General features: G+C 30.1%; 14 protein-coding genes. 13 read left to right on the top strand and 1 reads right to left on the bottom strand.

Features of this window, described 5'->3' with window-relative positions:
- The first annotated feature begins 383 nt into the window (after window positions 1-383).
- The 13 genes from L1S47_RS12745 to L1S47_RS12685 all read left to right on the top strand — a co-directional run bounded on the left by L1S47_RS12745 (window position 384) and on the right by L1S47_RS12685 (window position 10,652).
- The gene (locus L1S47_RS12745; protein ID WP_238883916.1) at window positions 384-1,241 is read left to right on the top strand and encodes an effector binding domain-containing protein; all 858 of its coding nucleotides are present in this window, start codon (window positions 384-386) and stop codon (window positions 1,239-1,241) included.
- A 398-nt stretch (window positions 1,242-1,639) separates the two neighbouring features.
- Entirely contained in the window at window positions 1,640-2,254 is a 615-nt protein-coding gene (locus tag L1S47_RS12740) for an MBL fold metallo-hydrolase (RefSeq protein ID WP_373689079.1), read from the top strand.
- Window positions 2,255-2,374: 120 nt separating this feature from the next.
- Window positions 2,375-2,896, top strand: a complete 522-nt coding sequence (locus tag L1S47_RS12735) for an NUDIX domain-containing protein (RefSeq protein ID WP_238883908.1) — start codon at window positions 2,375-2,377, stop codon at window positions 2,894-2,896.
- Between the two features lie 39 nt (window positions 2,897-2,935).
- A complete protein-coding gene (locus L1S47_RS12730) occupies window positions 2,936-3,460 on the top strand; it encodes a GNAT family N-acetyltransferase (protein WP_238883907.1) in 525 nt (174 codons plus the stop codon).
- A gap of 7 nt (window positions 3,461-3,467) precedes the next feature.
- Entirely contained in the window at window positions 3,468-4,130 is a 663-nt protein-coding gene (locus L1S47_RS12725; RefSeq protein WP_238883906.1) for a B3/4 domain-containing protein, read from the top strand.
- A 14-nt stretch (window positions 4,131-4,144) separates the two neighbouring features.
- A complete protein-coding gene (locus tag L1S47_RS12720; RefSeq protein WP_238883905.1) occupies window positions 4,145-4,843 on the top strand; it encodes a carboxylesterase in 699 nt (232 codons plus the stop codon).
- A 31-nt stretch (window positions 4,844-4,874) separates the two neighbouring features.
- The gene (locus tag L1S47_RS12715; protein WP_238883904.1) at window positions 4,875-5,135 is read left to right on the top strand and encodes a TfoX/Sxy family protein; all 261 of its coding nucleotides are present in this window, start codon (window positions 4,875-4,877) and stop codon (window positions 5,133-5,135) included.
- Between the two features lie 157 nt (window positions 5,136-5,292).
- A complete protein-coding gene (locus L1S47_RS12710) occupies window positions 5,293-6,495 on the top strand; it encodes a WYL domain-containing transcriptional regulator (RefSeq protein ID WP_238883903.1) in 1,203 nt (400 codons plus the stop codon).
- Complete coding sequence (locus L1S47_RS12705) at window positions 6,488-7,429, top strand: WYL domain-containing protein (RefSeq protein ID WP_238883902.1); 942 nt, start codon at window positions 6,488-6,490, stop codon at window positions 7,427-7,429. The genes L1S47_RS12710 and L1S47_RS12705 overlap by 8 nt, the downstream gene beginning before the upstream one ends.
- Window positions 7,422-9,317 carry a serine/threonine-protein kinase gene (locus tag L1S47_RS12700; RefSeq protein ID WP_238883901.1) on the top strand — a complete coding sequence of 632 codons (1,896 nt, stop codon included), beginning with the start codon at window positions 7,422-7,424 and terminating at the stop codon, window positions 9,315-9,317. The genes L1S47_RS12705 and L1S47_RS12700 overlap by 8 nt, the downstream gene beginning before the upstream one ends.
- Before the next feature lie 131 nt (window positions 9,318-9,448).
- Window positions 9,449-9,718, top strand: a complete 270-nt coding sequence (locus tag L1S47_RS12695; protein WP_238883900.1) for a hypothetical protein — start codon at window positions 9,449-9,451, stop codon at window positions 9,716-9,718.
- A 30-nt stretch (window positions 9,719-9,748) separates the two neighbouring features.
- Complete coding sequence (locus tag L1S47_RS12690) at window positions 9,749-10,024, top strand: hypothetical protein (protein WP_238883899.1); 276 nt, start codon at window positions 9,749-9,751, stop codon at window positions 10,022-10,024.
- Between the two features lie 19 nt (window positions 10,025-10,043).
- The gene (locus L1S47_RS12685) at window positions 10,044-10,652 is read left to right on the top strand and encodes an SLAP domain-containing protein (RefSeq protein WP_238883898.1); all 609 of its coding nucleotides are present in this window, start codon (window positions 10,044-10,046) and stop codon (window positions 10,650-10,652) included.
- A gap of 57 nt (window positions 10,653-10,709) precedes the next feature.
- On the opposite strand, the gene L1S47_RS12680 is transcribed toward L1S47_RS12685, so the two are convergent.
- Window positions 10,710-11,198, bottom strand: coding sequence for a zinc ribbon domain-containing protein (locus L1S47_RS12680; protein ID WP_238883897.1), 489 nt, complete (start codon window positions 11,196-11,198; stop codon window positions 10,710-10,712).
- Window positions 11,199-11,243 lie beyond the last annotated feature (45 nt).

Here is an 11,243-nt window from a genome sequence, read left to right as displayed (position 1 = left end):
TATAATTTCTGCTATGGAAATTTCACGCTTTCTCCAGTCTTCAATTGCTTTTATCTTCAATTCAACAGAATATCTACTCATAAAAAATACACCTCCAAATGTTAAATATGATTATATCATATGTCTAACATTTGGGGTGCACTTCACTTTGTAGGATGGGTGCTTTTTTCTTTGTTTTTAACATCGATATCAAAACCATAAATAATACTATGATTACAAAATATGGTACAATGAATTTGGGAACAAACTTGGGTAATAGACAAGTAGTAATATAATGTACATGCTATTTGATAATCTTTGAGACAAGACAAAACATAGCATTAAAAGTCGGGAACAATCTCCTGAAAAGAGATAAGATAAATGTACAGACAGGGGTGATGATTATGGAGTGGATTGAAGGAATTGGCGAAGCTATAAACTATATTGAGGAGAATATTATTGAAGAAATCACAATAAAAGATATTTCAGAAAGAATATTTATGTCTCCTTTCTACTTCCAAAAAGGATTTACAATGCTTTGTGGTTTTACGGTGGGGGAGTACATCAGACAACGCAAGCTTACACTTGCCGGCAGTGAGCTTGTTTCTACTGATAAAAAAATCATTGATATTGCGCTTAAATATGGCTACTCTTCGCCAGATAGTTTTACAAAAGCTTTTACTAGATTTCATGGTGTAACACCTACTGCTGTTCGAAAAGATGGAGCTATGATTAAATCATTTGCTCCGCTGAAAATCAAATTTTTATTGGAAGGCGGTTATATTATGGATTACAAAATTGTTAAGAAAGATTCGTTTACTATCATAGGATTGTCTAAAAAATTTAAATATGATAATGCAATTAAAGAAATACCTCAGTTTTGGGCAGAGAATTTTCAAAAAGGAGAAGGGAATTTTCTATGCGGAATGTATGGAGTAAACATTGATGAAAGTATGGGTTCAGATGAGTTCGAATATTTGATTGCAGACAATTATAATCCGTCTGTAGAAATACCTAAAGGTTTTGTTACAAAGGTTATACCTAAATACACATGGGCTGTTTTTGCATGCAAGGGTCCAATCCAGAAATCTATGCAGGATGTGAACAGGAGAATATTCACAGAATGGTTGCCTAACTGCAAGGATTATGAAATTGCAGCAGGTTATAATATTGAAATGTATACCGATTCGGATGATTATCCACAAGGTATTCGAGACGAAAACTACTATAGTGAAATTTGGATTCCTGTTAAGGAAAAATAGTTATAAAGAATTATATTATTGAGGTTAAAACTTTAAATAGAGATTTAATTAAGAGAGAAGCGCTATTCTTCATCGGATGGGTGCTTTTTTCTTTGCTTTTAAAATCTATATCAAACTATGAAATTAATAGTATATGAAGTTGAAAGTGAACATATTTGAAGATAATATAGGTGCATAATTAATGCAGAAATATATAAGAACTAACTATATTATTTCTAAATATGATACTATTTCTTATAATTGAAACTTTATTAGGAGGATTTAAAATGAGTAAAATAAATGTATTAGATATATCTTTTGATTTTTCAGGACAAAGTAGCACTATATACCCAGTTATATTAGAAGATGAGAATGAAATGATATTAATTGATTGCTGATACCCTAACTTTTTAAGCTTAATAGAAGAAACTGCATTAGCGAAAAATATTAATATAAAAAAATTATCTAAAATAATTATTACACATCACGATTATGACCACATGGGGGCTTTAGCAGAATTCAAAAGAAAATATCCTAAACTAGAAGTATTAGCATCTGAAGAAGATGCTCAATATATTGATGGAAGTAAAAAATCATTAAGATTACAACAAGCGGAAAATATATATGATTTTTTATCAGAACATGAGAAGGTAGAAGCTGATTATTTTCATAAAATGCTTAAATCCATAGAAAGCTGTAATGTGGATATAAAGTTGAAAGATAAAAATTATTTCGATTGGTGTGCAGGAATTGAAATAATAGCTACACCAGGACATATGCCTGGACATATATCTATTTATCATAAAGAAAGTAAATCTTTAATAACCGGAGATGCTTTAGTTATAGAAAATGGAGAGCTTGCTATTGCATTGCCTCAATATACCTTAGATCTAAAAGAAGCTAAAAAATCTGTTGAGAAATTTTTGAACTACGATATTAAACGAATTATATGTTATCATGGTGGAATATATGAAAATGGAACCAATGATGCACTTAGAAAAGTTTTAGAGTTAGAAAATAAAGAAGCATTTTAATTATTATAATAAAAAAGTTAGCATTACACTTTATATTTATACAGTGAACCGAACTATAAGCAATATTGTATTTACAAAATATGTTATAATTAGAAGATATGTATTTAGTGAGGTGTGAATATGGAACTTTGGGATGTATACGATATTAATCGAAATAAAACTGATAAAACTATGGTCCGTGGAGAACCTTTTGAAAAAGATGATTATCATTTAGTAGTGCATATATGTATTTTTAATTCTAAGGGTGAAATGCTAATTCAACAAAGACAACCCTTCAAAGAAGGTTGGTCAAATATGTGGGACATAACAGTAGGCGGAAGTGCTATAAAAGGCGATACAAGTCAATCTGCAGCTGAAAGAGAATTGTTTGAGGAAATTGGACTTAAAGTAGATTTGAAAAATATTAGACCGCATATTACTATCAACTTTGAAGATGGATTTGATGACTTTTATCTAATAGAACAAGAGGTTGATTTAAGTAAACTATCATTGCAGTATGAAGAAGTTCAGAAGGTTAAATGGGCTTCTAAAGAAGAGATATTTTCGATGATAGAAAGTGGTGAATTTATACCATATTATCAAAGTGTAATACAGCTGCTTTTTAATATTAGAAAACAATATGGTAGCCACCAAACAAGGTGACCATTTAAATTAGATTAACTAATAAAGGAGAATATAAAAATGAAAATTGAAACTGTGGATTTGATCATACGCAATTTTGAGCTAAGTGACGAAACTGATTTATGTGAATATATGCTGCAACGGGTTAAGGCTGAATTTGAGGGATATCCAGATTTCACTTCTGAGAAAGCAAGAAAAGAAATTGAATACAGAGCACAAAGTGATGAGTTCTATGCAATTGAGTTAAAAAAAGAGCATAAGGTTATTGGAAATATTTATTTAGGAAAGAGGGATTTTAATACAAGAGAACTTGGATATGTATTAAATGAAAACTATCAACATAAGGGCTATGGAAGTGATGCTAGCAAAGCCGCAATAGAATATATGTTTAAACAAGGAGTTCATCGAATTTATGCAGAATGTGCACCTCAGAATATACCTTCCTGGAAGCTGTTAGAGAAGATTGGAATGAGGCGAGAAGCACATTTTAGAAAAAATGTTTCTTTTCATCAAGATGAGAACAAGAATCCTATATATTGGGACACCTATGTATATGCAATATTAAACCCAGAAGAAGGAGCATGAATATATAATGATAGAGGTTAAAATCAGCGAAGAACTAAAGAAAATTTGTCCTGAAGTGAAGTTAGGCTGCATTGAAGCACAAGTGAATGTACAAAGCAGTGATGATGGGTTATGGAAGGAAATTAATTATTATTGTGAAGTATTGAATAAAGAAATAAAAATTGAGGACTTAGCCTCCTTATCTAGAATTAAAGATGGGAGAGAAACATATAAAAAACTAGGTAAGGTTCCTAGTAAATATAGGCTATCTTCTGAAGCATTGTTAAGAAGGATACTTCAGGGAAAAGGAATGTATAAGGTAAATAATATTGTAGATATAAATAATTTAATATCAATAAAATCAAAATTCCCAGTTGGTTCATACAATATTAAAAATCTTCATTCCCCAATTAACCTAGTGATAGGTAAAGAAGGGGAACAATATAAAGGTATCGGTAAAGAAAACATAAATATTGCAAACCTTCCTGTATTAGCGGACTCTTTAGGTAGTTTTGGAAGCCCTACAAGTGATTCAGAGAGAGCTATGATAACTGATAATGTAAGCGAAATATTAATTTGCATTTTCTGTTTTAGTGGCAAAACTAATATGGAAGAATACTTAGAATATGGCAAAGATCTTCTAGAAAGATATGCTAATGGAAGAGATATTAATACCAAAGTAATTGAATAATAAGAGGGGAACTTATGGTAGAGAGAAAGAGAGAATTGATAGATAAAATACCAGTATTAATATGGGGACCAGCTTCAGATAAAGTATACATTTATGTTCATGGAAAAATGGGACGTAAAGAAAATGCTGAACATTTTGCGGAATTTGCAATACAAAGAGGATATCAAGTAATAAGTTTTGATTTGCCAGAGCATGGGGAAAGAAAAAATGAAGATTATCCTATTATGGCATGGAATGCAGTAAAAGATTTAAAATGCATAAGAGAGTATGTATTAAACAAGTGGAAATATGTTAACTTATATGCGTGTAGTTTAGGGGTATATTTTAGTCTTCTAGCTTATAATGATATGGATATAAAAAAGGCGTTATTTCAATGCCCTGTGTTAAATATGGAGAGATTAATTTTTGATATGATGAAGTGGTTTAATATAACTGAGGAGCAGTTAAAAGCTGAAAAAGAAATTGCTACGCCTATGGGAGAAACTCTATATTGGGATTATTTAATATACGCTAAGGAACATCCAGTAGATAGGTGGAAGTGTCAAACCTATATTTTATATCCATCAGAAGATAAGTTAACTCCGAAGGAAATTGTAGATGAGTTTAAAAATACACATTCAGTTAATCTAACAGTATTGAATGGAGCTGAACACTATTTTACTGAAAAGGAATACTTGGACAAATTAGAGTTTTGGTTACGAAATAATATATAAACAAATTCCAACTTGAGAGGGAGGCCTCAGTATGGGAGAACTATCAAAATTACCTAACATAGGAAAAGAAGTTGAAAGACAGCTAAATGAAATAGGTATATTTACTTATGATGAATTAAAAGATATTGGTGCAAAAAAGGCGTGGCTTAAAATACAAGAGATTGATGAATCAGCATGTATTCACAGATTACTAGCGTTAGAAGGTGCAATACAAGGTGTTAAAAAAGCTGAGTTACTGCTGGAATCAAAAGAAGATCTAAAAGATTTTTATAATAAAAATAAAAAATGCTAATCTTTGAGTAAAATGTCCTTCACATAGGATCCATTTTAGAGAGAGTTGGCATTTTTTTATTTATATTAAGTAAAGAATAAGTTTGAAAGTTATGTACAATCGTTAGGTCAGTAAGTATAATTAAATATGTCAAATATGGTCTAATTAAGTTAATGATATGGAAGAAAGGGAATACTTAACATTGGGGATTAAGGAGAGAAGAATTAATAAACTTATTGCACTTTTTAATGAAAGAGAAGTCCTTACAGTTGAAGAAATTAAAGAAGAGCTTGAAATAAATGATAGAAGTGTAAAAAGCTATATTGGATTTCTTAGAGAATATGGGATTGAAATTATACCTATGAACAAAAGGTATAAGGCTATAAAAGAAGAAAAACTAAAGGGAAATCTTATAAATAAACAAGAACTTAGAATGATGAAAATTATGCTTACTGTTTCAGAAAACAGTGGATGTTTTGATAGAAAAAGTTTAGTTGATAATATAAGTAAAAGTTTATTTGATGAGGAAAGCGTTAGCAGAAAAACTATCGAAAGAGCAATAAAGAGCTGCGAGGAAAAAAGATATATTTACTTAGATGAAAATAATAAATATAGAACTTCTATAGTGACAGATAGTTTTTATTTTACTAATGATGAGGATATATTTAAATTTATAGAACTATGTGAAATATATAAAGTAAGCATGCCTTTTTATAAGGAAGTTAACAATTTAAAAAATAAAATAGTGACTCAGTTAGACTATGAAGATCCAAGCTATAACATATACTGCATTGGTAGAAAGTATAGTGAGGAAGCAATTTCAAAAGATATAATTAGGCAATTTGAAAGCTTGAATTATAGGAAGAAGGCCATAACAATTTCATATAATTCAAAAATAGGCGAGCTTACAGAGAGTATTCAAGTTGTTACCTTTTTATATAATTGGGAAAAAGATAAGAGTTATGTTATAGGCCTGGTAAAAGATAAGTTATATTTTATTGATGTTAAAACAATAATATCAATTGTTCCTTCTGATTTAGAAAATGAATTTTTTAATCATAAGGAAACCTTGGACAAACTCGATTTAATGTTTGGAGCATCCTTAGATGAGTTTTATGAAGTAAAGGTTGAATTTGTGAATACTTTTAACATAAAGGAAAAAGTAACAAGGCTACATAAACATAGAAAAAGCAGCAATCTAATTGAAGATGGAGACAAGCTTATATATAGTGATAAATTATATGGCATATATGACTTCGCTAGATATCTTAGAAGTTTTGGTTCATATTGTAAAGTTCTAGAACCAGTAGAGCTTAAAGAAATTATGAGGAAAACTTATGAGAAAATACTTTTAAATTATGGGGAGATTAAAAATGAATAATGTAATGAATGATATATTAAAGCTTCTAACCATAATTGCTAATAGTGAAGAGGGTGCTAGTATAAGAGAGCTCCATGAAAAGACTAAAATGCCTCTAGAAGTTATAAAAGATAACTTAGAAAATCTTTGGTATAATGCAGAGTTATATTTAATAGATATAGCTCCAGAAAATGAGGAAGAATATGAAACTCACTTAGATAATTATGAGGATTTGAAATGGACAATAGAAAACTTCTCTGAGGATACTAAAGTTCTAAATCTCAATTATTTTGAAAAATATTTATATAAGAGTATTCTAACTAAGAGTGAAAAAAGAGATGGAGATTTTTTAGGCATTATAAACAAATCTACCTATGATATAGAAGATTATAAATACAAGCTATTTCAAATAAGTATTGCAGCTGAAAATAAAAGAGCTTTATGTGCAAAATATAAAACTAGAAATAATAAGGTTGAAGAATTTGTTATAGAGCCATTAGGTATCGTATTTTATGAATTTGAAAATCTGTTTTATGTAGTAGGGCAGTACAATAATACAATTGTAAATTATAGAATAGATAGAATTCTTAGTATTAAAGAAACAAAAAATAATTTTGTGCCTTTAGAAGGTTTTGATATAGAACAATATTTAGCTAATATATGGGGTATGGAGCAAGGGGAATCTATAAAGGTTAAAATAAAATTTATGAAAGAAGCAAATGTAATCTATAGAGTTAAAAGAGACTTAGAATACAGGCTTAATAAGAAGCTTACTGAGTATGATGGTTATTTTATTTATGAAGATATTATAATAGGGGTAAATAGTTTTAAAAGCTGGCTTAGATCTTTTGGTAGTTCAGTCATAGTATTAGAACCAAAAGAACTTAGAGAAGAGATGATAGAGTCAGCTAAACGAAGTTTTGAATATTATGCAGGGGGAATGACAAATGAATAGAAGTAATAAGGGACCAACTACCAAAGAAATTAAAGCACAATCCTTAGAAAGATATAATAATAAGCATGAAGTAACAAGAAAGTGGATATCGCTTAATAAAAAGTTAAATCCAAATAGAGATAATAGGGCTTATAATGGATTAATTATTGAAGCTATAAGCATTATGGAATATGTTATTGAAAATATATTAAAAGATGAATTGGAACAAAATAATTTTCCAGCAAATGTACGAAAGCTTAAAGAAAAAGGTTATAAAATTGAGCAGAATGAAGAGTATAAATTGGGAAGAATAAAGTGGTATAGAAATATGGGAGCTCATAATACTGAAACCTCCCTGCAAGAAGTTATAAATTATGAGGCAGCTAAAGACGTATATTGGGGAATAGGAACATTATTAAGTAAACTTGGAATGCTAGAAAAAGATGATATTGAACCTTCTTCAGAAAAATTACATGCAAATGTAGGGGAAGTGATTGGTGAGACATGCCTTCTTCAAGAATTTGTTGGAGGAGGGGGAAGTTGTAGAGTGTTTAAAGCTCATCATCAACGTCTTGATTTAACAGTTGCAGTTAAAGAAATAAAACATGAAATTATTGATAGGCTAGATGTGGCAAATGAGAAGAACATGCTACTATCCTTAAGACATATAGGTATACCAAGAATATATGACATCATCCAAGATAATCATACATATTACTTAGTTATGGATTATATTGAAGGAAAAACCTTAGAAGAAAATATTAAAGAAATGGGTCCAATGAAGGAATCAGAAGTTATAAAAGTAGGAATAGAACTTTGTGAAATTATTAAATACTTACATAACTTTAAGGGTGGAATAATATATAAAGATTTAAAGCCAAGTAACATAATGATAGATTATGAAAGAAATATTCATTTAATAGATTTTGGTATTTCAGAAAGAGCTGAGAATAATAAAGAAGATAATAAAATATATGCAGCATCTCCTCATTATGCTTCTCCAGAGCAATTAAGAGGCGAAACTTGCGATAGGACAAGTGATATTTACTCATTAGGTGCAACGCTTTATTATATAACTGAAGGTATGAATCCCGATTCAAATGGAGAACTAAGATTTAAAAGAAGTACTAATGAAGTTCTAGTAAATATTATCGAAAAAGCTATGGATTATAAAAAAGAAAATAGATATAGTTCTGTAGATGAATTAATTAGAGTTTTAGAAGAATACAAAAGCAACTTAAATAAGAATCAAGCAAGAAATAATACAGTTAAAGTAGAAACAAATCAGAAGATTAATAAAAAAGCTCCAATATCAAAAAACAAAGTAATAATTCCAGTTGTGGCAGTAGTAGTGGTTATAGCACTAGCTATAGGAGGAACACTAATTTACAATTTAGGTAAGAAAAATGATAACATAAACACTAACAAAAGTACTAAGCAGGATACACCTACAACAAGTACTAATAATAATCAAGCTACTAATACAAATAGTGATACAACTTCAAAGCAAACTCAAGCACCGGCTAATACAAACACAAATGGTGAAGCAACAGTTGGAACGCAAACATCAGCTTTTGATGGTAAAGCTGTGCTAACAGTTAATTCATATAATGTTGATGGTAATAATCTTGTAGTAAAGGGAACAATACAGAATAATTATGGTAAGGATTTTGATATTTCATTATATGACATTTATGTAATGGGAGATGATGGTACAAAGTTTCCATTAGATATGCAGACAATGCTATCAAGTGGTGTTAATGGATATAAGATAGTTTCAGGAGAAAAGGCTGAATTTAAGTGCTATTTTAGTAATTATAAAGCAGCTAACTCATTAACATTCAAAATATCTAAAATCTTTTGCTTTGGAGGACCAAACAATGAGTCCTTCACTCTAAAAATTAAATAGAATTGAAACTAAAACTCTGTCTAGAAAATAGACAGAGTTTTTTTATTTTATCAGAATAGCAGAAGTGCAAATTTTTGTCCAAGAGGGTATTTATAATAAAACCATAGTAAAGATTGAAGGAGAGATGTAATATGTTTAAAAAGTTTTTTGATATGATAGGTTCTTTAATGGATGGTGATTCAAGTGGATATGAAGCGCAAGAACAATTGCTTCAAGATCATATGGATTGGATGCAGCAAGAAGAACAGAGGAGATTTATGGAGCAAATGAATGAAGATATGATAAGGCAGAATGAGCAGATGATGAATGACATGAATGAGCAAATGAATATGCAAGAGCAGTTTAATAATGACATGTTTCAGAATGATTTTGATAACTTTATGAATGACAGCATGTTTTAAGAGGGTCATAACAATTTGAGGTGATGGAATTTGAAATATAAGTATGTAAAAAAAGTATCCAAGCTGCTATATAAGTATGATTTGATGGATTTAGTAGAGCTAACAGGGCTAGAGGATGAATATGACCTGGAGGCAGAACTTATTCTTAAGAAATGCAGAATAGATTCTATTTATAACGCAGAAAGAGATATAGAAAAGATATTTAAAGATTGCTTCTTTAGTAGTACAAAGCTTGATGAAGAAAAGCTTGAAGCATTAAGTATTGAAGTAATTAAAACTATAAAAGAAATAAACAAAAATAAATAAATTTATGGAGGAATGTAAAATGAAAAAAGGAATAATGTTAATTTTAATGATAGGTGCAATAATGATTTCTATGGTGGGATGTAGCTCAGCTAAAACCAATGCTACAAAAACTGATACAAAGGAAGCATCTGCAAATGCAGATAGTACTAAAGAGACAAAAGATGGGGTGATAACAGATGTAGCACCAAAAGAAGGCACTGAACCCAAAACACCAGAAACACCTGCAACAAGCACTGAACAAAAACCAAATACTGATACTCAACCAAAGCCTGAAGCTAGTACACCTAAAGCAGCATCGAAATTTGTGAATGGTGCAATGGTTACTGCTGTGGATAACGTTCAGATAAGTCCTAAGAACGTATATTACAAGGATTCAAAACTATATATGGATGCTTATGTTTATAATGGGTTTAGCCACAATATATTTGACGTTAGAAATATAAATATTAAGCTATCAAACCATAGTGGAGTAATTGCCCAAGCAAAATTTGATGGCATGGGAAATACAAATATAGGTGCTAATAGCCCTGTTATATGGACCTTTGTGTTTGAGAATGATGCTATTAAAATGCAAAATGCAGATTTAGGGACTTTAAATACAGTCTACAGCTGTGATTACTCCTTTTAGTTAATTAATTAAAAAAGTAAAGCCTCTTAAGAGATTAATTAAGAGGCTTTAGAAAAATTATTTTAAAACAGTAAACAAAATATAAAGCTGAGTAGGCACTCCTTTATGAGTTATAACTCTGCTGCTTTTAACCCTTTTATTGGGGTTTAGTTTAATCCAGTCATTAAGGGCTGCATCTGCATTCCAAGCATTTAAAAGTGAGAACAATGCACCAAAAGTTCTAGCGCCAGTAGGACTTATCATTTCCATTTGAAATACATAAGGAACAGGATTCTCGAGTATTTCACAAGTAAAAGTTATACCCCTAACTTGCCCTGGAGCCATATTGAAGTTCCAAAATACCTTTCCAAAGTTATGGGATTTTAAAAATTGATTTGCAGCAAATAAATCTGCCTCATTGAAATTACCAATAAGCTTTCCACCGATAGTTTGAGATAGGGTTTCTTTAATAGAATTTTGAGGCCTAGATGCTCCTAACTTAGCCCCACAGTTGGAACAAAAATTTGAATTACCATCTACCTTGCTTCCACACATTTTACAAAACATTTAATTTTCCCCCTTTTGTAGTCACGAGTTATTTTGAGAATATAA

The sequence above is a fragment of the Clostridium sp. YIM B02551 genome (assembly GCF_022324735.1).
Classification (GTDB): domain Bacteria; phylum Bacillota; class Clostridia; order Clostridiales; family Clostridiaceae; genus Clostridium_T; species Clostridium_T paridis.
The sequence above is the reverse complement of the archived record's forward strand: the minus strand, read 5'-3'. Positions and strand labels throughout refer to the sequence as shown.

Coding starts and splice junctions, on each gene's coding strand:
- L1S47_RS12745 (WP_238883916.1), top strand. CDS start 384: ATGGAGTGGATTGAAGGAATTGGCGAAGCTATAAACTATATTGAGGAG.
- L1S47_RS12735 (WP_238883908.1), top strand. CDS start 2,375: ATGGAACTTTGGGATGTATACGATATTAATCGAAATAAAACTGATAAA.
- L1S47_RS12730 (WP_238883907.1), top strand. CDS start 2,936: ATGAAAATTGAAACTGTGGATTTGATCATACGCAATTTTGAGCTAAGT.
- L1S47_RS12725 (WP_238883906.1), top strand. CDS start 3,468: ATGATAGAGGTTAAAATCAGCGAAGAACTAAAGAAAATTTGTCCTGAA.
- L1S47_RS12720 (WP_238883905.1), top strand. CDS start 4,145: ATGGTAGAGAGAAAGAGAGAATTGATAGATAAAATACCAGTATTAATA.
- L1S47_RS12715 (WP_238883904.1), top strand. CDS start 4,875: ATGGGAGAACTATCAAAATTACCTAACATAGGAAAAGAAGTTGAAAGA.
- L1S47_RS12710 (WP_238883903.1), top strand. CDS start 5,293: ATGGAAGAAAGGGAATACTTAACATTGGGGATTAAGGAGAGAAGAATT.
- L1S47_RS12705 (WP_238883902.1), top strand. CDS start 6,488: ATGAATAATGTAATGAATGATATATTAAAGCTTCTAACCATAATTGCT.
- L1S47_RS12700 (WP_238883901.1), top strand. CDS start 7,422: ATGAATAGAAGTAATAAGGGACCAACTACCAAAGAAATTAAAGCACAA.
- L1S47_RS12695 (WP_238883900.1), top strand. CDS start 9,449: ATGTTTAAAAAGTTTTTTGATATGATAGGTTCTTTAATGGATGGTGAT.
- L1S47_RS12685 (WP_238883898.1), top strand. CDS start 10,044: ATGAAAAAAGGAATAATGTTAATTTTAATGATAGGTGCAATAATGATT.
- L1S47_RS12680 (WP_238883897.1), bottom strand. CDS start 11,198: ATGTTTTGTAAAATGTGTGGAAGCAAGGTAGATGGTAATTCAAATTTT.